This window comes from Sphingobacterium sp., from assembly GCF_039596235.1.
Lineage (GTDB): Bacteria > Bacteroidota > Bacteroidia > Sphingobacteriales > Sphingobacteriaceae > Sphingobacterium.
In genome coordinates this window covers 24,900-49,571 of the sequence record NZ_JBCNKE010000005.1, presented here as the reverse complement: position 1 = coordinate 49,571, position 24,672 = coordinate 24,900, and the positions used below count along the sequence as shown (strand labels likewise).

The following is a 24,672-nucleotide window of genomic DNA, read 5'->3' as shown; positions in this document are numbered from 1 at the left end:
TGCATGAAGAAGTTTTTTTATGGCATGATTGTATTCATGATGGTGATTACATCCTGTTCAAGCCGGAGAGGCACATTATCATCGACAAAATCCGGATCCAATTCAAAAACTTCTTCATCTTCAACAGGCCGACCCACCATGGCTGGGAATGACTACATTGCGCATTATAAAGACATTGCCATTGCAGAAATGAACAAGTATGGTATTCCGGCCAGTATAAAACTCGCTCAGGCTCTGTTAGAGTCTGGCAATGGTAATAGCTTCTTGGCCCGGGAAGCAAATAATCATTTCGGTATCAAATGTGGTGGCGTATGGAAGGGCAAATCCGTGACCCGTCCTGACGATAATATTAACGATTGTTTCCGTGTATATGACAATCCCCAACAGTCGTTTAGGGATCATTCGGAGTTTTTATTACGTCCCCGTTATTCAGCCTTGTTCAAATTGGACAAGGATGACTATAAAGGTTGGGCAAAAGGGCTTAAGGCTGCAGGATATGCGACCAATCCCCGCTATCCGGATTTATTGATTGAAATGATCGAACGCTATCATCTTGACCAATACGATCGGAAAGAGACCCCGACACAAAAGGTCATGCGTGAAGAGGTCGTGAAAGAAGAGATTGTACATCATGTGGAGGAAACACCTCCCGCCGTCGTGAAAACGGAAGAGATCAAAAGCCCGGTAGCAATGCGTATTCATGAAGTGAAAGCGCAGGAAACCTTATATTCACTGAGCAAACTCTATAATGTCTCTGTCGAGCAGATCAAATCTTTAAATGGTCTTACAGATGAAGCATTGTCCCTAGGACAGCTATTGGTTATATCTAAATAGTTACGCTTTAAAAGATGTTAAATATTTCAGTTTTGTATGGCGATATAGTAGTTTTACGAAAGTGAAACTAATGCGTTATATTTTTCTGTTCGTAGCCATATTGGGCAGTTCTCCCCTACTTTTTTGTCAGGAAAAGAAAGTTGAAGGAATTGTATTTGACCAAAAAACCAAACAACGTATCGGAAATGTGAAACTTGCCAATTTAAGGACCGGCGAGGTATTCTATAATAATATTAAAGGTGAATTTGATTTTCTGGCCCGGATAGGTGATCAGATTGTTGCTATGAGCAAGGAATATTTTTCAGACACCCTTGCTGTTGACAATAAGGGATTGTTGTTGTTTCATTTGAGAAGAGAGTCTATCTATATTGATGAGGTTCAGGTATCCGCACGAAAGAACCCCGAGGAAATTCTGAAAAAGGCAAAAGAAGATTATGAGAAAGCCTACCGCTTGGCAGGATATGGCGATGTATTTTCGGTGGGGCCTACCGGGGCAGGGTTGAGTATCAACTCCATTTATAGTCTATTTAGTAAAGAAGCCAAGAGAGCGCGTAGACTGACGAAGACCATAGAAAACGATTATAAGGAAAATGTAATCGACTATAAATTTACCAAAGAACTTATCAGCAAGGTTACGGGGCTCAATGGTGAAGAGTCAGAACGGTTTAGACGAATATTTAGACCATCCTATTTTTTTATCCTGGCAGCGAGTGATTACGAAGTAACAAATTACATCAAAGATTGCTATTCACGTTACCGAATGAATCCTTCGCAATATTTTATTGAGCCTTTTCCAACAATTAATTATAAATTAGTACCGTAAACAAAAAATAGAGTTTTCAGAATGAAGTTATTCAATTTTGTCGGCATGGCTTTGCTTTGCCTTTCTTTTACAAGTATAAAGGCGCAGGATCTGAAGGATCTTAGAGCAAAACCAGATACCGTAATTTCTGTACAAGAAGAGCTACCTTTAAATATCAAAACCATCCGTCCGGTTGTACCCCAACTCAATCTTGAAGTCGATTACTGGAAACATTGGACTAAATTTGGTATCAACTTAAACCAGGCGTCCTTTAACGATAATTGGAAGGGGGGCGGTGTCGGATCCATCGCTATCGGTCTCAATGCCAATCACAAATCAGATTATACCCGTGACAACTTTAATTTTGTAACTGAAGTTGATCTCCGTTACGGTAAGATCAAGAATACAAATAATATCGCAAAAAAGAATAATGACCGTATATTTTGGGATAACAAGTTATCTTATAAATTGTCGGCAAACTGGGCCCTGTTTACATCAGTAACCTTCGAGTCACAATTTGATGCGGGTTATAAATATAAACCCATAAATGGTAAGGACACGATTGATTATATTGAAAATGCGTTTATGGCGCCGGCCTATCTAACAGAATCATTCGGTCTCGAGTATAAGCCGAGCAATGAGTTTTCGTTGCGTTTTGGTACGGGTACCGCACGGCAGACCTTTATTTTGGATGAGCGTGTAAAACCTCGTTCCGCAGAAGGGTTTTATGATAAATACGGTTATTATCTTTTACCGGATATGAACAAGCCCGAGGGGGAAGGTAATCTCCGTAAAGGTACAGGCGAACGATTTGGGGTGAAAGAAGACCGTTCTTTTGCCAATGCGCTGGCATTCCAGCTCACGGGCAACTTAGATAAGAATTTTACGGATAAATTGAATGTAAAAGCACGTTACAATTTATTTGCGGACTATGAGAAGATTTCAGATCCTACCCACCGTCTTGATGTGACCGTAACAGCAAAAGTGACCCGGGTAATCAACGTCAATCTGAATGGAATTATGATCTATGATCCAGATGTGATCTCAAGAGTTCAATTGAGCCAGTCATTGGCTATGGGAATTGTCTATAGTTTACCAAAATAATGTTTAGACCAGTGTCAGTTGGAATTGTATTTGCTGTGTTGATGTCCTTGGCGAGCTGTAAATCCAAGGGACAAGCTGCTGCTATGACCACACCATTGGTTGCTTCTTTCCTGCCAGACGCAGTGTTGGAGGAGAAGGTTGTGGTCAAGCCCGACACAAATCAATTGACACCACAGGAAAGAAAAGTGATCTTCTTACAGAAGACAGGGGAACACCCCTACTGGCGGCAGGCAGAAGCTATACACTATGATGTGCGCAAACCAAATTTTGTGATCATCCACCATACGGCACAGGATAGTGTAGGCCAGACGATAAAGACATTCCAGATCCCGCGCACCAAAGTGAGCTCACATTATGTGATCGGCCGCAACGGTGAGATTATCCAAATGTTAAATGACTACGTGCGTTCGTGGCACGCCGGTGTAGCGAAGTGGGGAACTATTGTGGACATGAACTCTTGTTCTATCGGAATAGAATTGGATAATAATGGTCGGGAACCCTTTCCCGATGCACAGATCAATTCACTGATCACGGTTTTGGATACCTTAAAATCACGCTATCTTATCCCTGACAATAACTTTATCGGTCATGCCGATATCGCTCCGGCACGTAAAAACGATCCCAGTGTTTTCTTTCCTTGGAAGAAGCTGGCGGAAAAGGGATTTGGGATATGGTATGACGAAGGTCAGCTGGTTGCTCCTCCTGAGGGGTTTAATGCCATTGACGCGCTTAAGATCATTGGATATGATACGTCCAATCTCAAAGCCGCGATCGTTGCCTTTAAACGTAAATTTATCATACGCGATACAACGCCCGAGTTGACGGTATATGATAAGAGTGTGCTTTACAATATTTATAAGAAATATTAATAGACTGAAAAATGCAATTTCGACAGATGATGCCAACAAAAACAATGGCATCTTGGTCTATAAAATGAAAGAGTCCAAATCCACAACAAATTTGGACGCTTTCGTATTACATTTATAGGGATTAAGAAAAGAATTGTCGAAATTAAACTATTGGCGTTTCTTTTTATAGGCGAACAAAATCTGGAATAGGGAAAGGTTCTCAAAATTAAACTCCGGACAGAAATCATGAACTTTTTTACGATGTGACCTTATTTTTCGGATTGGGTTCTATTGATGACTGTTGTTATCCGTTGTGACAGTATTATTTCTGGACAAAAGCTGTATCATATACGCGATAATCATCACCGCAATACAGCCAATGAGATTCAGCCAGAGAAAAGGAATTTTGTCCAGATACCAGATGCCAACGACCATGATTTCCGAGAGAATTGCGGCGATAAAAACAGCCTTCCCCTGAATTTTTTTTAGATAGAAAGCAACGATAAATATGCCTAGGATCGTACCATAAAACAAAGAGCCTAAGATATTGACTGCTTCTAAAAGATTACCCAGCTTATTGGCATATAGCGCAATGACCACTGTGAAAACTCCCCAGGCTAAGGTAAATATACGTGACCAGAGGAGATCCTGTCTTTCAGTAGCATTACGGTTTATAAAACGTTTGTAAATATCTATCGTTGTTGTTGAAGCCAGCGAGTTAATGGCGCTGGCGGTAGAACCCATGGATGCCAGAAAAATAACGGCGATCAGCAAACCGATCAGCCCCTTGGGAAAGGCTTTGGTTACAAAGGACAGGAACACATAGTTATTATCGTTTGTCTCGGCTGTCGGATTGTTTTTCTTGATAAGTGTTACTGTACTGTCTTTCACCTGTTGCATCTTGGTATTCAGTTCATGCAATGCTGTGCGTGAGGACTCAATCTTCTCCTCATCCTTCTGATCCAGTGCTATATTGAGCCCATTGACGACAGATTCACGCTTTTGGAATAAGAAAGCGTGTTTTTGCTCCAGCTCTTGATAAGAAGCTGCATATTTACTTTCCTTCAACTTCTGTACTTCGGCCTGGTTAAAGAAAATCGGCGGTTGATGATATTGATAGTAGGTAAATACCAATACACCGATCAGTAGAATGGCAAATTGCATAGGGATCTTTAAAAGGCCATTCATAATTAATCCCATTCTGCTCTCCTTTATAGACGATCCGGTTAGATAACGGCCTACCTGGCTTTGATCTGTTCCGAAATAGGATAACTGCAGAAAAAAACCACCGATCAATCCCGTCCACAGCGTATAGTTGTTGCTGAGGTCAAAAGTGAAATCAAGGGCATTGGTTTTACCTGATTTGCCGGCAATGTGCAACGCATTAGAAAGACCAATATCCGCAGGGAGCAAATGGATGACGAGTACACCCGCTATAAGCAGCGATCCAAATATTATGCTCATTTGGAGCAATTGCGTGTGAGACACAGCTTTAGTCCCCCCATAGGTGGTGTAGATAACGACAAAACTTCCGATAATCAGCGTTGTTAGTGTTAGATCAATATGCAGAATGGCCGAAATGATCAACGATGGGGCAAAAATGGTGATACCCGTTGAAATACCACGCTGGATTAAAAACAGCAATGCCGTGAGTCCGCGGGTCTTGACATCGAATCTTTTCTCCAGGAATTCATAGGCAGTGAAGACTTTAAGTCTGTGAAAGATTGGAATGAATGTAATACAGAGGACGATCATGGCCAAGGGGAGACCAAAATAAAACTGTACAAAACTCATTCCCGAGGAGTAGGCTAATCCCGGAGCCGACAGAAAAGTAATGGCACTCGCTTGAGTGGCCATTACCGAAAGCCCGACATGGTACCAAGGCAATGAACGATTGCCCAGAAGATAACCATCAATATTTTTGATACCTCTACTTTTATAGATGCCATAGACGACAATCGACAAAAGTGTTAGCAATAGAACAATCCAATCTACCGTACTCATGAATAATGATTCGTAAAAAAGTACAGAAAAAGGATAAATATAAATAGCCAGATAACGACTATCCAATAGTAACGTTTCCAGCTATTCATCTTGTTTTTTATCTATCTGAGGCCTTTTGAGGATAGATAACACTGTTAAAAAATGCAGCGATAATCAATCCGATAACAGCACCACCAATGATACTTAAAAATGTCTCATTTGCAGTGAAGCCAATTAATGCACCAAATACTACAGCAACTAAAAGGATAATTCCTTTAGCCTTTCCTGCATCTATTGTTGTACAGTTGTTGTCAATCTGATTTTCCATTATGATATTCTATTTTGATTTTGATAACAAATTTACAAATAATCTGTAAGCTCCGGGAATTCCCGCGGGTAATTGTCTAAAAAAAGATAAGGATGTATATACGAATTTCCCTTTCCCATAGTTAGCAATCAAAAGAGATCCTTTATGCAGTGGCTCGCCCGGATCCTGCATACTGATCGGTGTACGGTATCTCTTGTCGATATTCTCGGCGAAATACAGACCCCGCTCCTGTACCCAATGGTCAAAGTCTGCTTTTGTAATTTTATTGGGATAATTGAAAATAGGATCTTTTTCGTCAAAATGAACCTTAGCGTGCTCATCAGTAACGCGGCTCCTTCCAAGGCTAAAGGCATAGGGGCCAAAATTTTTCGAAACCAGACCGTTGCTGACATTGTATTGCTCGAGCACAGTTCCGCCCTTATTGACATAGTCCAATAGCCTATTCTGAATTTGTGCGATGTCTTTGTTGACATTAAAGATCCGCACACCCAAGATTACCGCATCATAACCTGAAAGATCATTTTTTAATAGCTGTTCGCCTGTGAGCACATCCACTTTGATTCCAATTACGCTGAGTGATTCGGGGATCAGATCTCCTGCGCCATGAATATAGGCTACTTTTCTAACCGGATTGCTTAGATTGATATTGCTCATCTTTATAGCAACATCAGGGAAATAGACAATCTCCGGAATATGGTCATAACCTATTGTTTTTATCTCTTTTAGTCTATCTTTTTGATTGACTTGAAAAAGTAGGGTATCAATGGACGAAACAGTGGGGTTTAAGGGGCTTATGGTGAGCTCTTTGGCGAGGAGATTGACGCCAGGGGTAAACTGGAGCTCAAATGACGCTGGCGATATTTGCCAATCTTTTACTCCAACAGCCTTTACGCCAAATGATTGTGCTGGATCCTGTCCGTTTTTTTTGAACAATAGGTTTACTTTAACGGCTTGGGCATTTTGAGTGAGTGCCAATGGGCTTGAACTCTTTGCTGTGAGCTGTGGAAGAATGACTACCGGATTGTAGATTTCACCACGGACAGGATCCGTATATTTATATTGTATGTTCTGATCAAAAGTCATGGCGGTACCATTGATCATTAATTCAAAGCGGACTTTGGGGTTATTGGGGTTGTCGGGATAGCCTGTGAGATTGAAGTCACTGACGTTAAACTTCCCTTTTGCGTGTGGCTCAATCAGCCAATAAGGTTGTGTCGAGCTGATGGCATTAACAGTTATAGAATCTTTTAAAAGGACATTGCTGACCAGGTTTTTATGGATTTCTTTGTCATTTAGCTTGACCAGCTGCACGGTAACATCCGGGCGCCTTGCAATGATAGCACTAGCGACATTAATCTGATCACCGATCCCATAATCTGGATTTTTTGCAATACTTTCAAACCAGATTCCGCCACAGGCAAGAATCAGTTTTTCTACCTCTTTTTTCTTCTGATCCCTCCAGTAATCATCCTTGATCCGATCGAGGGCTTTATAGAGCTGGATCAAGTCAGGTAAAGATGACTCTGGTCTGTTGATCTGATAGTTCTGGTTAATTTTTGTGATCAGCGATTGTACTGTTTCGCTATCTGGTATTCTTTTCCAGGAGGCATCAATGCCGTCCAAGGGCGAGGAACTAGCCGGATCACCGTCGACATATTCAAAATACTCAATGGATGAGCCACGTTGAGCAGCCGAACCGAAGCCCTGGCTTTTGTGCGAAGAGCGGCTATGTGCAGCGATCTCCCCGTAGGAGGCTCCTACCAGCGCATTATAATTTCCGACGTCCACTTTTAGCTGATCTTCGCTCGTGTTGTCCTGTCCGCCAAAGTTAAATGTATTCCAGAGAAGGCGTTTTGTCTTCCAAGGCTTTAGGTATTGCAGTTGTTCAGGAAACTGCTTTGGATCAGCAGCTGCTTTGAATGCTTCCTGTGCGAGCATTGCAGACGCCTGGTGGTGGCCATGCCCGCCCCTGGAATCCGGAGGAAACCTTGTTATGATCACATCTGGTCTGAATTTGCGGATCAACCATACTGCCTCAGCGAGCACCCGTTGTTTGTCCCAAAAAGCGAATGTTTCCTCGGGGGTTTTAGAAAACCCAAAATCATAGGCCGAGGAGAAAAATTGTTCCCCGTTGTCGATCTTTCGTGCGGCGAGAAGCTCCTGTGTACGGATCAGTCCCAATTCAACACCTTGTTCGGTACCGATCAGGTTTTGTCCTCCGTCACCGCGGGTCAGCGATAAGTAGCCCGTTCTGTACTTTTTTTCCTGGGCCAGCCAGGCAATCAGACGGGTATTTTCGTCATCCGGATGTGCCGCAAAGTACAGCACAGCGCCTAAAACATTCAGTTTTTCCAGCTTAAGCTTAATCTCGGCGGCATTCCACTGCGGATTTTGCGCTTGTACAGTAGGCTTCGACAAGATACTAGCCAATAAAATAATAACAGAAAGAAAGGGTTTTCGCATGTTTAAAGATAAAGATTTCACGCAAAAGAGCATTGAAGCACATTGTAATTTTAATGTATATTATTCGTTGTAAATAAGGTGAAACTGGAAAGAAAACAAAGGTATAAGCTTCAAAATTCACCTAAAATAAAAAACGGAAATTCCAACCAAGTTGAAATTTCCGTTTAACAATTAAAATATTTTTTCCTGAAACGAATTTTTAGAGAATAGTTATTTTGTCGCTTCGCTCCAAGTGGCAACCTTTAACATAGTAAATATATGTAGAAAATATTTAGTTCTGTCAGATTACTTCAATTAGTTTTCCACATTGCTAAATTTTGTCAACAATTTAGCTTTTTGGCAACTAAAAATATGAAAAGAAAGTTTCACTTTTTGTGTTTGAGCAAGCAGTATTATTTATCAATTGCCCCTAAAACACGTTTCATGAACATATTTAAGGCATCTTTTTTCGAATTGCCTTCTTTGATCAATTTATCAACCTCTACGGCACCGTATAGATTAGAAATTAATTCACCGATCACGTCGAGTTCCTCATCTTTCAATGGTGCTTCCGTTAGGGCCTCCAATGTCTCGATGGTTTCTAATACATAATCGACATCGTTTTGTTCGATGAATTCTGTAAGATGTTTAATTACCGGCAGCTTCATTGAATAATTCTACTAATGCGTCCAACTTATTTGTTTGTACTTGATTCACCAATTTACCGTTTTTAAATGCAGCAAATGTAGGTAGGTTATTGACGTTCGCCAATTTGCGTGATTCAGGGAACTTTTCTGCGTCAGCGATGATAAATGGAATACTTTCGTTTTCGCCGGACAATTTCTTGAATTTTGGTTTCATGATTTTGCAGTTACCACACCAGGTAGCGGCATATTGAACCATTACAATATCGTTATTGTTTACAATTTCTTGTAAATTATCGTTTTCTAATTCTTGTAACATGATTTTATTATTAAGGTGATTGATGGAGAAAATCAACAGGAGCCGGGATAAGGGCTCCCGTTGATAGGACCTAAAGGTCTTTTATTGTTAGTGTTTAGCTAAATAGTCAGCTACACCTTTTCTGTCTGCATTCATAGCATCTTTACCTTCTTCCCAGTTTGCAGGACATACCTCGCCAAATTTTTGTACGTGAGCGTAAGCGTCGATCAAACGTAAATATTCTTTTACGTTACGGCCCAAAGGCATATCATTTACCGACTCATGGAATACACGGCCAGTTTCGTCGATCAAATAAGTAGCTCTGTAAGTAACAGCAGACCCTTGCGCCAATGTACCGTACTCAGGGTGCTCCACTTCTTGAACATCCAAAATACCCAATACACTTGATAAGTTGCGGTTAGTATCAGCTAAAATCGGATATTCAACGCCTTCAATACCACCGTTATCTTTTGCAGTGTTTAACCAAGCAAAGTGAACTTCGTTTGTGTCGCAAGAAGCACCGATCAAGACTGTATTGCGTTTTTCGAACTCGGCAGCAGCCTCCTGGAAAGCATGTAATTCTGTAGGACATACAAAAGTGAAGTCTTTTGGATACCAAAACAAAAGTACTTTTTTACCTTCTTTAACTGCTTTTTCGAAAATGTTGATCTGCAAATTGTCGCCTAAATAATCGATTGCATCTACCGTAATGCTTGGAAAACTTTTACCTGTGAAACTCATAATATATATCTTTCTTTTTTGTTGGTACAAAGATAAGGCAACCTAGATCAAAAAGCGAATTGATTTTACCAATATACTATCATCAAAATCTATTATGACTAGAATATAACAATAAGTTTTTATTATAGTAATACCGGGTTGATAAACGCAGATTGTCGGAATTCGGCATTGTAGAAAAAATAAAACAATTCATTTTGGGGTAGTTACAAATTAATACGTCAGAATAGTTGCACAAATGCTGCGCAACAGCTACTTTTGCGACGTTCTATTTCAAGATAGCGCAATGCTGGAGGGGTTCCAGAGCGGTCAAATGGGACGGACTGTAAATCCGTTGCTTCGGCTTCGAAGGTTCGAATCCTTCTCCCTCCACATTTTTTCCTTTATAAAATACTTTAAATTTTCGTTTCAAATAAATCAGCAATTGCGTCGATGCAATCTGTCTTATCATCTCTTTCATTGTTGGTTGTGTGCTGTTGTGCAATGGTAGCTGAAGCATTGTTGAGAATCGTCATCGAGTTACCTTTTGTACCTGATACGTAGACATTGCATAAAATATCGCGTAGATTTTCAACTAACTATTGACTTATTTATAAAATAAACCTAAGTTTGGCTTTTGAAATGGCCCCGTAGTTCAACGGATAGAATAGATGTTTCCTAAACATTTGATAGCAGTTCGATTCTGCTCGGGGCTACTTAAGGAGACAGCGCTTATTGGATGTCTCCTTTTTTTATGGTAATAAAAATCTGTGATTCAATATGTTAGTATTGGGTTATCTCCGGTTTTATTACCTAAATTTCGTATCGTTATTCTTCTAATTTGATGGTGAGCAAATTGTGCATGATCATTACGGAAATCTGCTTTTTGGGAGTAAAGCCTAATTTATCTAGCCAAAGGCCGCTTAACCTGATAACAAGTACCCGAATTTGACCCCCAACGGTTAATTTTGATTGTTGGTTGGCTTTTTAAGCTCCTGTCTCCAGATCGTTTGCTTGCTGGCTTCTTGAGTGTACGTATAGCTTTTTAAATAAAGAGTCCAGCAGTGCTTCGTACTTAAAAATGAATTGACATGTAGAGGACTTGCACCTACGCTCTGCCGGGCATGTTGTTAAACATTGAAGTTGTCATTTTGATTTTCAATGAAAATCTAGGGAAGTATAAAATTTACTGATTTCTATCCGTTCGGAATATATTTATTAAAACCAGGCTCACATGAAACACTTTTTGCGTTCGCAAAAAACATTGCTTCCTACATATATCGGCTGTTAATTAGAATCCGCGGCATCCGTAAAACAAGTGATCATTTCAAAATATCTACTTCAGGATGATTCTAGAGAAATTGGTTCCGAGGCCATTGAGGGGTTAAAGTGCTACAAACGAGAGGTATTAGGGGAGACTATTAAATTTTGTTAAATTTTCCGTGCTTTTGTCATATTATTTTCAGTGTCGGTAAAAATTGTGTTAATTTAAATTTTATTACAAATTAATGACTTACTAATATTCGGCGGTTAACTTCGCCCGATAATACCTGTGAAATGATAAAAGTGATTCAGAATCAATTAAAAAGAATATATAATACAAACCGAGCTTTTTTCATTATGTTCGGTATATGGATTATATCGGTTGCTGCTCTCCTTCTTTTGGCAACCAAGAAAGAATCGTTTCAGTTTATAAATGCTCATCATGCTTTTTGGGCAGATATTCTCATGACAATAAACACATACGTTGGAGATGGGATCTTTATTATAATGCTCACCGTCCTGTGCTGCTTTTTTAGAAGATGGAATTATGTTAAGGGTATTTTTGGTACTTATGTTTTTTCGGGTCTAATATGCTGTGTGCTGAAAAGTGTATTCCATGCCAACCGCCCGGCGGCGATGTTCCGTGGTGAACCTTCATTACACTTCGTTTCTTGGCTACCTGTGGCTTACACTAATTCCTTTCCCTCGGGGCATACAACTTCCGCTTTCGCTTTGGCAACAACAATTGCTATTATTTCTAAAGACAAAAGAATTGGTCTGTTCTGTTGTATTATGGCGGTGTTAACAGGATATTCCAGAATTTATTTGGGACAGCACTTTCTTGAAGATGTTGGATTTGGATCGCTATTAGGGGTAGGAACAGCCTGTATTTACTTTATCCTTGCACCGATGATTTCATTCCAGCGACGTCCGGCTTTCAACTTTAAGTTCCTTCCGACCAAATTGACGGGAGTAGTCCTGCCGGTCATGATAAACAGAGGCCGATCGAAACATGGGCGGAGGCCATAATGGGATTAAAATCAATAAATAGTGGTGGTCAAAGACAGTTAAGCGCGGCAGCAGCAATGTGCTATCTCGATTGTTGCGGAGACTGCTCGGACTGAGTCCCTGGATAGAGGCGTCTTCCGATCATGCCAAACAAATGTCCGGTAGAAACGCGCACAGAGATCATAACAGGGAATGGTCATAGTCGAAGAAAACCAAAGCTGTAATAATCCGTTCAAAGCCTGGGCCCCGTTAATCCACCTTCGCTTCCTTAAATAGAGATAGCCTTCCAACCATGCCAAACATCAGTAAGCCGAAGCAGGCAAAAACACCATACGAATAGCGTAAACTAAATAGCTCGGCAATATAACCGATCAGCGGCGGTCCCATTAAAAAACCGAGATAGCTAATGCTGGAAACCATGGCCAAAGCCACGCCCGATGGCACGTTTTTGTTTTGGCCAGCGATACTATAGATAGAAGGTACATTGCAGGCAACACCTATGCCGACGAGCATAAAGGCAAGCGTACACACAATAAACTGGGGAAAAATTACCGAAGTCATCATCCCTACAAACATCAGGAGTCCACTATATTGCAAGGTTCGTTTGCGGCCGAGTTTCCGAATTACGGTATCTCCCACAAAACGGCCGGTGGCCATCATGATCATAAAAGACGCATAGCCCACGACAACGAATTTTTCGGGCGCATGAACGATTTCTTTAAAATATACTCCGCTCCAATCAAACATCGCTCCCTCCGTTGCCATGCTGAAAAAGCCAATGATCCCCAATTGCAAAAGGCTCCCCTCTGGTTTGGAAAAGAAACTTCGCTTTTCTTTCTGTGGTGATTTTCCCGGAACCAAGTATCGCTGATTAATTAATGTATTGCCGGTGACAAAGGCCAATATGATCAGAAAATGAGATAGCGTATCCAAGCCAAGGTTCATGGTCAGCAGCCCCACTAACGCTCCGGTAAAACCAGCAATGCTCCAGGCGCCATGAAAAGAAGTCATAATTGATTTTTTATAAATCTGCTCTGTGGCCACCCCTTGTGTATTGACAGAAATATTGCACATATTGCCAGTCACCCCAAAAAGAAACAGTATCGCTCCCAGTTGCCAGGCATTTTGAGCGAAGGCAATGGAACAGAGTACCAAGGCATAAGCAATCGGTACGATACGCAGTACTTTGGCGCTACCATATTTGGTGACGAGCTTACCTGAAAGCGCCATTGTCACCAGTTGGCCCACAGGAAGCATCAATAGAATAGTTCCCAGCTGCCCTTCACTCAGGTGTAGTCGCTCTTTAATGACAGGAATACGACTCGCCCAAGACGCGAACGCGATGCCCTGGCAAAAAAAGAAAAGTGATACCGCAATCCGTATGCGATTGCGCTTATTATAAAGTTCTTCCTCTGAGAGAGTTAAGGTTGCGTCCATAGTTCTTGATTTGAGGGTGCAAAGTTACGGATAAGTATTTCATTTTACGACACGATCAATAAAGAAATTTAGCCACCCAGTCCTAGCAGAAAAAGATCGTCAAGCAGAGGGATCATATAATCAGCGATTTAAAGTTAAGTGATAATTATCGCCAAAACCAATGTTAATTATCTTCTTGTTTTATGCTTTCTGCACAAAGTGTTCGCGATAATTATCTTCGCTTATTTGTGAAGATAAAATTAGCTCACTTTAAATAGCTTATGATCAGTGTCCCATATGTTACCTGTGTCCGGTCCATTTCTGTTGATTGCTACTATGACCAGCTGCCAGAGGCAGCTCCCTGACTGTAGATTAAATATACGAAGATGTTCAAATAAGACCTATTAATATCGGGCTAAATTCAATAAAATTGTAAAATTCGCAATACTTCAATCGTTTTTCAATAAGCTATTCTATTTTTGTTAAAGGCAAGCAATTATTAGCCTCCTAGATATAATGATAAAAAAACTGCTATTAAGTGCAGTTCTCGCCTATGGTGGAACTGCTTATGTCGTTGCACAGCAACCGACATTTTTATCTCATCCCGCATTGACGCCCGATGGGAAGGAGATGGTATTCAGCTATGAGGGTGACCTTTGGAAAGTAGCCAGCCAAGGAGGTGTGGCTGTTCGGCTTACCGGTATGGAAGGTAACGAAATCAATCCCCGGATCTCTCCAGATGGCAAATGGCTAGCATTCTCCGCCAATCAAAATGGAAATATGGATGTGTATGTGATGCCTTTGGCCGGCGGGGATATCCGTCAGTTGACCGCACACGATGCCCTAGACGAAGTGGACAGCTGGAGCTGGGACAGTAAGAGCCTCTATTTTACCTCCACACGCTATAATCGCATGGGCGGTTATCAGGTCTCAGTAGAAGGCGGCACAGCAACACGTCTTTTTCCTCATTTTTTCAATTATATCAGCGGTATCGTACCCACAGCTTCTGGGGAACTCCTGTTTAATGACAGCTGGGAAGGGTATAATTCGGCAAACCGTAAGCGCTATAAGGGGGCATTTAATCCAGATATCCGTTCCTATAATCCCAAAACAAAAGTCTTTCAACAGTATACAGACTATGTCGGAAAAGATCTGTGGCCAACAACGGATCAAAAAGGAAATATATACTATGTTTCGGACGAAAATAACGGCGAGTATAACCTGTATCAGCTGAATGGAAAAGCCAAAACAGCATTGACCAGCTTTACAGAATCCATTAAACGGCCGATTGTATCTGCAAATGGCGATAAAATAGCATTTGAGAAGGGCTATCAGCTCTATATTTACGACGTCAATAGTAAGAAAACGGTACAGCCCAATATTGCTTTAAATCGCAATCAGGTACTTGGCAAGTTGAAAGAGTTCAATATCACGGGCAATATCAGCAATTTTGATGTTTCTCCGGACGGAAAAAAAATCGCTTTTGTATCCAGAGGCGAGCTTTTTGTCTCCGATAGCGAGGGTAAATTTGTCCGTCAGATGCCCGGTCAGGGAGAGCGCGTGATGGAGGTCAAGTGGCTTAAAGACAGTAAAACATTACTCTACAGCCAAACCTTCCAAGGCTATCAGAACTGGTTTTCTCGCACTGCGGACGGCAAGGGCGAAGTGAAACAGCTGACCCAGGATCTTCGTAACAACCGTGACATTACCTTTAATAGCGACCGTACGAAAGCCGTGTACCTAAGTGGCCGTGATGAGGTGCGTACCTTGGATCTTGGTACGCTAAAGAGCCAGACCGTAGTCAAAGATGAAATCTGGGGATTCCAAAATTCTTCACCCTCATTTTCACCCGATGGCAATTACCTGCTGTTTACCGCAATACGTAATTTTGAGCAGGACATCTTTGTCCATAACCTGAAAAGCGGACAAACGACCAACCTGACCAATACTGGGGTCTCTGAGACCAGCCCTTATTGGTCTCCTGATGGGAAGTATATTTATTTTGCCAGCAATAGAACAAAGCCTTCTTACCCTACGGGCATGCAAAATTCGAGCATCTTCCGTATGGCGCTGACCAATTTTGACCAACCTTATCGTAGTGCCAAATTCGACGAATTATTCGCGCAGCCTGCAGTAAAAAAAGATTCGGTGGCCAATAAGCCAACAGCGCCTAAAAAGGAAAATGATGCCAAGGATAAGCATAAGGCCAATGCAGATAAAAATAAACCTGCAGCGCCTGCTCAAGAATCAAAGAAGACGGTGTTGGTACAGCTTGATCTTGAGGGCTTGCGGGACCGTATCGAACAGGTCAGTCCAGCATTTGGGACTCAATACAGCCCTTTAGTGATCCAAAAAGCAGATAAATCTTATGTCTTCTATGGTTCTGATCATGAAGGCAAGTTCAGTGCTTATCGTACGGTTTATGAGCCATTCACAGCTCCCAAAACAGAAAAGGTCATCGAAGGCGGTATGGGGCAGGTTCAGGAATCTGCTGGTAAGTACTTTGTGCTGCATCGGGGAATCATACAGAAGTACAATTTGGAGGCAAATAAGCTCGATGCGATAACCATGAGCTATAAATTCAATAGAGATCTAGAGAAAGAGTTCAACCAGATGTTTTATGAGACCTGGGCCAATCTGGAAGAAAACTTTTATGACAGCAATTTCCATGGTGTAGACTGGACGGCAACCAAAAAGAAATATGAGAAATATCTGCCCGGAATCAATGACCGCAATGACCTGCGTATTCTCCTGAATGATATGTTAGGAGAACTTAACTCCTCGCACCTTGGCTTTAGTTCCATGGGCGCAGAAGAACGCAAATCATTTGGCTTCGTGACCAACGAAATCGGAGTGGAATATGATAACGAAAACCCGTATAAAATCAGTCGCATTGTAGGAAATGGACCGGCAGCAAAGAAAGAAGTGGATATCAAAGCCGGCGATATACTGGTCGCTGTCAATGGTGTCAAATTAAATACTGTGGCAGACCGTGATAGTTATTTTACCTGGCCGTCATTGGAAGAGGAAGTGCAGCTGACTTTAAACCGCAATGGGAAAGAAATCCATACCAATGTGCGACCAATTTCCGGTACAGCTTTTAGGGAATTGCTTTATGATGAATGGATCAAGGATAACCGCAGCCGTGTTGATAGACTAAGCGACAATAAAATTGCTTATTCGCATATGAAGAATATGTCGGGCGGGGAGTTGCAACGCTTTCTTATCGACATGGCTGAGCAGGAAAATAACAAACAGGGGATTATCCTGGACTTACGTTACAATACCGGTGGAAATGTACACGATGAGGTGCTCCGCTTTTTGTCGCAGCGTCCGTATCTACAGTGGCAATATCGCGGCGGAAAACGTGCGCCCCAAAGCAATTTTGCACCCGCAGCCAAACCGATCGTGCTGTTAATCAATGAGCAATCGTTGAGTGATGCTGAAATGACAGCAGCGGGGTTTAAAGCGCTAAAATTGGGCAAGATCATCGGTAATGAAACTTACCGCTGGATTATCTTTACCTCTGGCAAAGGCTTGGTAGATGGTTCTTTTTACCGCCTACCTTCCTGGGGATGTTATACCCTCGATGGCCAGGATTTAGAGCAAACCGGTGTGGCGCCGGATATTTTTGTCAAGAATACGGTGCAGGACCGTATGGAAAACAAAGATCCCCAACTGGAGCGTGCCGTGAAGGAAATCTTAGCTGATCTCAAATAATACGGTAAAAGAATCAATAGCTACAAGCTGAGGATCCCCTCCAGCTATAGTGGACTATATCGAAAGTCCATGTCAGAAAATAGCTTCCAAAGTTAATTGGAAAGCGATATTAAATATTCTGAACAGGCTGTGTCCGAGCATTTTTTGGACACAGCCTGTTTTTTATTTTACTTGTGTTCCCCTATTCCCCCTTTACAGGTATTTAAAATTATTTTATTCCGCCTTTGTGGAATCTTGAATTTCTCTGCATCCCATACCAAACATAAAGACATAGACATGGAAAAGATCATATTACAAGTAAAAGAATCCTGCACAGCAGATTGGGGTAAAATGAAAGCACAGGAACAGGGACGCTTTTGTGGCCAGTGTAAAAAGATAGTTGTTGATTTCTCCAAGATGAGCGATCAGGAAATCGTTGATCGGATCAAAAAATCCAGTAAAGGACTTTGTGGCCGATTTTATGAAGATCAGCTGATACGTGAACTGGATGCCAGCATTTCCTTTGTAAAAAATCCGCTATGGCACAATAGATGGAGCGGTGTTGCTGCAGGACTGATGCTGATTGGCTCAATGAGCTTTCAGACTATGCCGGTGAAGGCACAGGCTGTCACAACAGCAACAGTGTCCACTGTACCATCAGAAGAAAAGATCGTAAAATCGGCTGCGAAACAAATAAATACACACGATTGCGTCAATAATAAGCAGGTATCATCTGCTCAGGATAGCAGTAAGGTAAAGATTACCGGAAAAATTGTCTGCGCTTCTGGTGAGAACAGTATGATGGGCACCAATGTGACCATAGCAAACTACCACACACAGGCTGATGAAAAAGGTAATTTTGAACTTTGGGTACCGCAATCGCTGCTGAATAAGAAACAGGAACTTCGGGCAGAAATGATCGGTTATCGAACTGTTGTTATCCCATTGAAAAAAGGAACTAAAACCGCGGTAAAAAAAACGATCGAGATGGAGCTTCGGCCGATGATCATGGGGCTTATAGCCACTTCAGACCGCTAGAAATTGCGGGTCGATTCCTGACATTTTGTCGAGTCGGCCAGACTTCCGTTGCTATGGCAGCGACGGACAAGAAGAAGAAGCGAGATGAACTTGGCGATGATTATTAATTGTACTTTGTTTCCGCTGCAGCTATTCTGCTCTACCTAGTGGATAATTAATGCTTAATAGTTGGGTATTTGAAAAGGATCTTTAGGATTGTTCTTTTAGATGGGTAAGTTGAACAAAATCTTGCCTGAATGTCATAAAAGTCAAAAAAATATCCTTTTCCACTTGACTTTTTCTGCGGTGAACCTTACATTTGGTTTATCGAATGACTTCGTAGCTCAGTTGGTAGAGCAACAGACTCTTAATCTGTGGGTCCTGAGTTCGAGCCTCAGCGGGGTCACTTTCAAAAAGCCATTTTACGTAGTAGGATGGTTTTTTTGTTCATTGGAAAATTATCGACTTCTTTCCTGTAGTGCAAAAAATAATAGACTAATAATGCGTTGGACAGCATCAGCAAGGCACCAACCAAAAGCGCTGCCAATCCATCGTTTTTTGTATGATTTTCATCTGTACGAATGTCTTCCATATGACACCCTTCAAAATGGCTAAAATACCGATCTATAGACGATTTTAAATAATTGTGCAACTTTTTTCCTTGTATCGTTGGTTTACTTCTACAGAACTGATGAAAATATAAAGTAATATTAATAAATAACCGCATGATTAATGTAAATTAGTGTAATAGAGTTTCTCCAGCGTTAGAGTGGAGTGCTGACCACAATCGTTATGCACGATATATCTATATTAATAATAAGACATGAAGGTTTTTAAACGTTTTCTATTTACGGCATTGTTCTATCTTGGAATATCAATGCAAATTTTTGCGCAGGTAACAGCATTGGAGGTTGACTCGCTTATGGAGACGGCCTTATCCAAACTAGATGTAACCGGTGCAGCAATCGCAATTGTCAAAGATGGAAAAGTAGTTATCCAGAAAGGATATGGATTTCGTGATATAGGTACAAAGTCCCAGGTCAATGAGCATACGAACTTTCAGATAGCTAGTACGTCGAAAGCCTTTACCGTAGCTGCTCTGGCAATTCTAGTCGAGGAGGGAAAGATCCGCTTGGAGGACAAAGTAAAACATCACATCCCGGAATTTAAGATGTATAACGATTATGTGACTGAAAATATGAATATTACTGATCTGCTAACCCACCGCAGTGGGCTCGGGCTTGGCGCTGGCGATCTAATGTTTTTTCCGGATGGTGGAGATTTTGGTGTAAAAGATGTTGTAAGGGTTTTTCAATATTTTAAACCTGTTTCTGCATTTCGGACCCAATTTGATTACGATAATTTACTTTATATAGTCGCCGGAGAAGTAATCCATCGTGCGAGTGGACAGCCTTTCAGTACCTTTGTCGAAAACCGTATCTTGATGCCTCTAGGGATGAGTCGCTCAAAAGTTGATAAAAAGGCAATGCTGAAGGATGAGAATACCGCTGCTCCGCATAGTCTGATCGCCAAAAAAGTAAAAAGGATAAATTTTTTTGAAAACAGTGAATCCGCGGCAGCAGGAGGAATCTATTCGAATGTTGCTGACATGACCCAATGGATGTCTGTTCAATTGAACCGCGGAAAATATGGATCTAATCTAGATTCAACCCTGTTCTCTGCTGCCAATAGCAAACGGATGTGGACAATTCATACCCCAATGAGTGCAGAGGAATCAAAACGTTATAAATCTCATTTCTTGGGCTACGGGCTCGGCTGGTTTCTTACAGATAATAGTGGTTGTATGGTTGTTTCGCATTCAGGATATGTGCCGGGAATGCATGCTGAAGTGATATTGGTGCCGGATCTGAACTTAGGAATTACGATATTAAATAATTCGGATCATTCCGGAGGAGCTCTCAACCATGTTGTCACAAACGCTATTTTGGACAAGTATCTGGGGTTAAGCGAACTGAAATGGGTGGATATGGGCGTTAATTTTCTCAAACAGAATAAAGATAAGGGTGATGCCGAAACGGAAAAGGTTTGGGCGAAGACGGATTCTTTAAAAAACCAAAAGATTGATATCCAAAAGTATATAGGCTCATATTCGGATCGTTGGTTTGGAGAGGTACAAGTCTATCTAAAGGGTAAGGAACTATGGATCCGGAGTGTTCGATCGCCTAAATTAAATGGTCGTATGTATTTGTACGACAGGGATATTTTTGCGATCCGATGGGATTATCAGGATATGAACTGTGATGCATTTGCAACCTTTACCCTGAATAAAGAAGGAAAGGCCGAAAGCATCAAAATGAAGGGCATTTCTCCGGATATTGACTTTAGCTTTGACTTTCAGGATTTGGATCTTCGCCGTGTGCGCTAAAGGCTGTAAAAACTACTTTCCCGTTACTTAATCCGAAGATTAATTCCGTAAATTTGTATCGGAGACAACAAGCTTATGGAAAACAAGAAGATTTCGATATTGTATGTCGATGATGAGGAAAATAATCTATTTTCCTTTAGAGCGACATTTCGATTAAAATATAACGTGTTTACCGCTATTAGTGGAGCGAAAGCGATAGAACTTGTCAAAAGTAATCCCATTGATATTATTATCACTGACCAGCGGATGCCCGAAATGACAGGCGTGGAGTTTTTGGAAGAAATCATAAAAATTGACGCCGCACCAATGCGTATACTTTTAACGGGTTATGCCGACATGGCGGCGGTAGTCGATGCGGTCAATAAGGGAAAGATATTTCATTACCTCAATAAACCCTGGAGCGAGACGGAACTCGATCAAACGATTCAACGTGCCTATGAGGTGTATACGGAAAGGCAAAAAATAATAGAAACGAATGCACAGCTTGAAACGTCCAATGATCAATTGGAGTTTATGCTACGTCAAAAATTGCTATCCTAAGAATTGAATTTTTAGGATAGCAGACTTTATTTGCTCGGTATCCTAACCGTAAATGTTGTGCCAGTATTTGCCGGTGACTGCACATCGATCGTCCCTTGTAATTTGATTAGCGCATTCTGTACATTGTATAAGCCAAATCCCATTCCTTTGGCCTGATCGCTGCCTCTAAAAAATAGTTTGAAAATATCGCTGATATGTTCAGGCGAAATTCCAATACCATTATCACTCACGATAATAGTCGCCTGCTGGTCTGATACATCAACCGATAATTTGACGAAAGGATTCGTGTGCTCCTTTTGCTGATATTTGAACGCGTTAGATAGCAGGTTGTGCAAAATCAATTCTAGTATGGCTTTATCGCAATAGAATGGTTCTTTCTGTTCCACATGAATATCGAATGTTACCTCCTTATTTTGCGTATACATGTTGTAGAACTGTCTAACATTGGCAAAAAGCTCGTCAAAATTAATTTCAGACAACATAAGTTCGCCTCTTCGTAAGAGATAATAATCCCGTAGGCTATCGATGTAGGCATCTAGGCTGACCAGTGAACTATCCATGAGGCTAAGCAACTCATGGATACGGTCAATATTGTCAAATTCCAGCCCAAGTTTTACGGCGGAGAGAACACCTGTCAGTGGATCACGTAAATCATGACTCACACTATAGGCAAACTTATCCAGTTCATCGTATGCTTGCTGCAGTTCTTGGTTCCTCGTCTCCAACAGCGAATTTGCAACATAAAATTTGTTGGCCTCTTCGATTGCTGAGATAATTTCTTCTTCCATCCAGGGTTTGCGAACAAAACGGAATATATGCCCCTTATTGATCGCATCGATAACCGTATTCATGTCAGCATAAGCGGTTAATAGAATGCGGATTGGCTTTGGGTAATCCTTTTTGATGCGGTGGAGAAAATCTATTCCCAGTTCTCCCGGCATGCGCTGATCGCAAAAGATCACACGGATATTCGGATTGGAAAGAAGTATTGTCTCGGCTTCGGCAGTATTCGATGCGGTATGAATGACATAATCGTATCTAAAATTTGCTTTAAAACCAACCAAGTTATTTGCCTCATCATCAATATATAATATTTCAAGCTCCTGCTGCATAATTTTATTATCTGGTTTATCTTCCCAACAATGAACGAAATTAATGATAATATCGAACTATTCGGGGTTATTTTGGTGCCAATCCTTTTGTTGTATAGGAATGTGCAATATAAAAGCTGTTCCCTCTCCCACTTCCGATTCTACAATAATCTTACCATGATGTTTCGCAATGGTATTATAGGCAATGGACATGCCTAGGCCTGTTCCTTCGCCGACATCTTTGGTCGTGAAAAAAGGTTCAAAAATTCGATCCCGAATGTTTTCTGGGATGCCGATACCATTGTCTGCAATTTTAACAAAAATACCGGATTCATCTGCTGTAACTCCCGTTTCGATACTTAATTTTCCGCCGCTGTCATCAGCGAATTTTTTATTTATGGCATACACGGCATTAGTGATAATATTCATAAATACCTGATTCAATTTTCCGGCATAGCATTCTACCCTCGGCAGATTACCATAATTCTTTTCTACTTCGATCGAATTGTTGATCAAACTGTTCAGGATTACCAAGGTAGAGGCCAGCCCTTCATTGATATCGGCAAATTTTAAGGTGTCTTCGTCAACACGGGAAAAGATACGTAAACTTTTTACAATTTCTGCCGTGCGATGAGCCCCGTCACCCATTCCCTGCAATAGAAAATCTACCTCGGTCCTTAGATAGTCAATATCTAGATCATCTTTAAATTTTTTAATCTGTACTCGTTTTTCGTTATCGGAAATATCCGGATTAAATGCGATACGTTCGACTTCGTCCAACGTTGCCCAGATCATATTGATATCACGTTTTAGAGGGGTAATATTAGCCGTGACAAAGTTTATTGGGTTATTGATCTCGTGGGCAACCCCCGCCGTCAGCTGGCCCAGGGAAGCCATTTTCTCAGCTTCGACAAGTTGCGACTGGGCCTCTTTGAGATGCTCCAGTGTCGTCTGCAGTGAAGCATTGGATTCTGTTAGTTCACGTGTCCGTTCCCCGACCTTCTGTTCCAATATTGCATTCTGTTCACTGATAAGTCGCGCATTTTCTTGAGAAATAGCCAGTTCCCGTTTATGGGCGTCTTCATTTTCCTGTTTGAGGATATTGATGCTGTAAGCCAGACCAAACGAAAGTAAAGCCATCTCGATCACTGAGGCAATTTGTACTGCATTGCTGGTAAAGTTGTTATAATCTAATATACCATAGTCTTTTAACAAAAATACAACTGATCCCAGAAGTAATACTGTCCAGCCATAGACAAAGTATTTGGCTGGTTTATAGCCGCTTATCATGATGCGGTAAGATAGATAAAGGACAAACAGGGAGCCGGCTCCAGTAGTCACTTGCATTATAAAAAATGCGAGTTGTGTCAGACCGGTCAATGCCAAAACTATACCCAATGCAAATAACACAATAAAAATGGCGATTATACGCCTTGATCGAGGAGCATTCTTTGATAACTGAAGAAATGAACCGGCAAAGAGCAGCGCGAAAAGTCCAGACAGACAACCGAAAATAATCGGGCCTTTGGTCGCAAAATAAGGCCAGGAAGGCCATAGATATTGAAAACTGTAACCCTTGATGCCCATTTGGGTGATACCAGCGCAGGCGACATATAATACGTAAAAAAGGTAACCTCTGTCCCGTACGGAAAAGAACAGAAACAGGTTATAGATCGCCATAATAAATACAATCCCGATATAAATACCACTCAGGAGGCTGTCACTATTCATCTGTCTCACAAATTGACGCTTGCTGCTCAGATAAATAGGTAAAATGACCTGTTCAGTGCTTTTAATACGAAGAAAGAAGACCTTTTCTGACTTTTTGGGCAGATGGATATCAAATACGTAATTGGCGACCTTATATTTCCGGCTGGAAAAATTTTGATGTTCTCCTAACTGTATGGATTGATAAGCACCATTTTCGGAAGGACTGTATAATTCAATTTCGTCCAATAACGGATAGGCAATTTCTAAAAGAAAATCTAAATTTTGTTGGGTATTATTCTTGATCGGTAGCCTTAGCCAAATGGCATTTGGCGATGTCCCGAGATTAGGGACTTCCCTATTCAAGGATTGAAAGGCTGAAGAAGATAACACTGTCGAAAAGTCTGGGTTTTCGGGGCCCGTATAGCGTGCTAGCGCATGTCCGACCAGCAGCCTTTGCCCAGGATCGTCGACAGTCAGCTGGGCATGTGTGGGTAGACATACGCCTATAAATAAACAGAACAGTAAAAACCAGCGCTTCATTT

At 41.3% G+C, this 24,672-nt stretch carries 19 protein-coding genes and 3 tRNA genes; 12 read left to right on the top strand and 10 right to left on the bottom strand.

Annotated features, from left to right (window positions below; translation table 11 throughout):
• Positions 1–3 precede the first annotated feature (3 nt).
• From ABDW32_RS12145 to ABDW32_RS12130, 4 genes are all read left to right on the top strand, one after another.
• The gene (locus ABDW32_RS12145) at positions 4–834 is read left to right on the top strand and encodes a glucosaminidase domain-containing protein (protein ID WP_343562727.1); all 831 of its coding nucleotides are present in this window, start codon (positions 4–6) and stop codon (positions 832–834) included.
• A gap of 70 nt (positions 835–904) precedes the next feature.
• Entirely contained in the window at positions 905–1,657 is a 753-nt protein-coding gene (locus ABDW32_RS12140) for a hypothetical protein (RefSeq protein ID WP_343562725.1), read from the top strand.
• 21 nt (positions 1,658–1,678) lie between these two features.
• Positions 1,679–2,740: a DUF3078 domain-containing protein gene (locus ABDW32_RS12135; protein WP_343562723.1), complete on the top strand. Its 1,062-nt coding sequence runs from the start codon at positions 1,679–1,681 to the stop codon at positions 2,738–2,740.
• Between the two features lie 11 nt (positions 2,741–2,751).
• Positions 2,752–3,609 carry an N-acetylmuramoyl-L-alanine amidase gene (locus ABDW32_RS12130; protein ID WP_343562721.1) on the top strand — a complete coding sequence of 286 codons (858 nt, stop codon included), beginning with the start codon at positions 2,752–2,754 and terminating at the stop codon, positions 3,607–3,609.
• Positions 3,610–3,876: 267 nt separating this feature from the next.
• On the opposite strand, the gene ABDW32_RS12125 is transcribed toward ABDW32_RS12130, so the two are convergent.
• From ABDW32_RS12125 to ABDW32_RS12100, 6 genes are all read right to left on the bottom strand, one after another.
• Positions 3,877–5,592, bottom strand: a complete 1,716-nt coding sequence (locus ABDW32_RS12125; RefSeq protein ID WP_343562719.1) for a sodium:solute symporter — start codon at positions 5,590–5,592, stop codon at positions 3,877–3,879.
• Between the two features lie 97 nt (positions 5,593–5,689).
• A complete protein-coding gene (locus ABDW32_RS12120; protein ID WP_077436917.1) occupies positions 5,690–5,899 on the bottom strand; it encodes a hypothetical protein in 210 nt (69 codons plus the stop codon).
• A 9-nt stretch (positions 5,900–5,908) separates the two neighbouring features.
• Positions 5,909–8,362 (bottom strand): PIG-L family deacetylase, encoded by a 2,454-nt coding sequence (locus ABDW32_RS12115; protein ID WP_343562717.1) that lies wholly within the window; start codon positions 8,360–8,362, stop codon positions 5,909–5,911.
• Between the two features lie 392 nt (positions 8,363–8,754).
• Positions 8,755–9,009 carry a hypothetical protein gene (locus ABDW32_RS12110; RefSeq protein WP_077436919.1) on the bottom strand — a complete coding sequence of 85 codons (255 nt, stop codon included), beginning with the start codon at positions 9,007–9,009 and terminating at the stop codon, positions 8,755–8,757.
• Positions 8,990–9,304, bottom strand: coding sequence for a thioredoxin family protein (locus tag ABDW32_RS12105; protein WP_104384791.1), 315 nt, complete (start codon positions 9,302–9,304; stop codon positions 8,990–8,992). The genes ABDW32_RS12110 and ABDW32_RS12105 overlap by 20 nt, the downstream gene beginning before the upstream one ends.
• Positions 9,305–9,391: 87 nt before the next feature.
• On the bottom strand, positions 9,392–10,024 hold the full coding sequence (locus tag ABDW32_RS12100) for a peroxiredoxin (protein WP_104384792.1): 633 nt from the start codon (positions 10,022–10,024) through the stop codon (positions 9,392–9,394).
• A gap of 288 nt (positions 10,025–10,312) precedes the next feature.
• On the opposite strand from ABDW32_RS12100, the gene ABDW32_RS12095 reads away from it, so the two are divergent.
• From ABDW32_RS12095 to ABDW32_RS12085, 3 genes are all read left to right on the top strand, one after another.
• Positions 10,313–10,393: transfer RNA gene (locus ABDW32_RS12095), tRNA-Tyr, on the top strand.
• A 251-nt stretch (positions 10,394–10,644) separates the two neighbouring features.
• Positions 10,645–10,716: transfer RNA gene (locus ABDW32_RS12090), tRNA-Arg, on the top strand.
• Positions 10,717–11,557: 841 nt separating this feature from the next.
• A complete protein-coding gene (locus tag ABDW32_RS12085; protein ID WP_343562712.1) occupies positions 11,558–12,292 on the top strand; it encodes a phosphatase PAP2 family protein in 735 nt (244 codons plus the stop codon).
• Positions 12,293–12,520: 228 nt separating this feature from the next.
• Here ABDW32_RS12085 and ABDW32_RS12080 read toward each other — a convergent pair whose 3' ends face one another.
• Positions 12,521–13,708 (bottom strand): MFS transporter, encoded by a 1,188-nt coding sequence (locus ABDW32_RS12080; protein WP_343562710.1) that lies wholly within the window; start codon positions 13,706–13,708, stop codon positions 12,521–12,523.
• A gap of 495 nt (positions 13,709–14,203) precedes the next feature.
• On the opposite strand from ABDW32_RS12080, the gene ABDW32_RS12075 reads away from it, so the two are divergent.
• From ABDW32_RS12075 to ABDW32_RS12065, 3 genes are all read left to right on the top strand, one after another.
• Complete coding sequence (locus tag ABDW32_RS12075) at positions 14,204–17,407, top strand: S41 family peptidase (RefSeq protein ID WP_343562708.1); 3,204 nt, start codon at positions 14,204–14,206, stop codon at positions 17,405–17,407.
• A 276-nt stretch (positions 17,408–17,683) separates the two neighbouring features.
• Positions 17,684–18,424, top strand: coding sequence for a hypothetical protein (locus tag ABDW32_RS12070; protein WP_343562706.1), 741 nt, complete (start codon positions 17,684–17,686; stop codon positions 18,422–18,424).
• 312 nt (positions 18,425–18,736) lie between these two features.
• Positions 18,737–18,809, top strand: a tRNA-Lys gene (locus ABDW32_RS12065).
• A 3-nt stretch (positions 18,810–18,812) separates the two neighbouring features.
• On the opposite strand, the gene ABDW32_RS12060 is transcribed toward ABDW32_RS12065, so the two are convergent.
• Positions 18,813–18,995: a hypothetical protein gene (locus ABDW32_RS12060; RefSeq protein ID WP_343562704.1), complete on the bottom strand. Its 183-nt coding sequence runs from the start codon at positions 18,993–18,995 to the stop codon at positions 18,813–18,815.
• 231 nt (positions 18,996–19,226) lie between these two features.
• Here ABDW32_RS12060 and ABDW32_RS12055 point away from each other — a divergent pair, with 231 nt between their 5' ends.
• Positions 19,227–20,789: a serine hydrolase gene (locus tag ABDW32_RS12055; protein ID WP_343562702.1), complete on the top strand. Its 1,563-nt coding sequence runs from the start codon at positions 19,227–19,229 to the stop codon at positions 20,787–20,789.
• A gap of 75 nt (positions 20,790–20,864) precedes the next feature.
• Positions 20,865–21,329 (top strand): response regulator, encoded by a 465-nt coding sequence (locus ABDW32_RS12050; protein WP_343562700.1) that lies wholly within the window; start codon positions 20,865–20,867, stop codon positions 21,327–21,329.
• A 26-nt stretch (positions 21,330–21,355) separates the two neighbouring features.
• On the opposite strand, the gene ABDW32_RS12045 is transcribed toward ABDW32_RS12050, so the two are convergent.
• Together ABDW32_RS12045 and ABDW32_RS12040 are read right to left on the bottom strand one after the other, a co-directional pair.
• The gene (locus tag ABDW32_RS12045) at positions 21,356–22,441 is read right to left on the bottom strand and encodes a hybrid sensor histidine kinase/response regulator (protein ID WP_343562698.1); all 1,086 of its coding nucleotides are present in this window, start codon (positions 22,439–22,441) and stop codon (positions 21,356–21,358) included.
• 57 nt (positions 22,442–22,498) lie between these two features.
• Positions 22,499–24,670: a 7TM diverse intracellular signaling domain-containing protein gene (locus tag ABDW32_RS12040; protein ID WP_343562696.1), complete on the bottom strand. Its 2,172-nt coding sequence runs from the start codon at positions 24,668–24,670 to the stop codon at positions 22,499–22,501.
• Positions 24,671–24,672 lie beyond the last annotated feature (2 nt).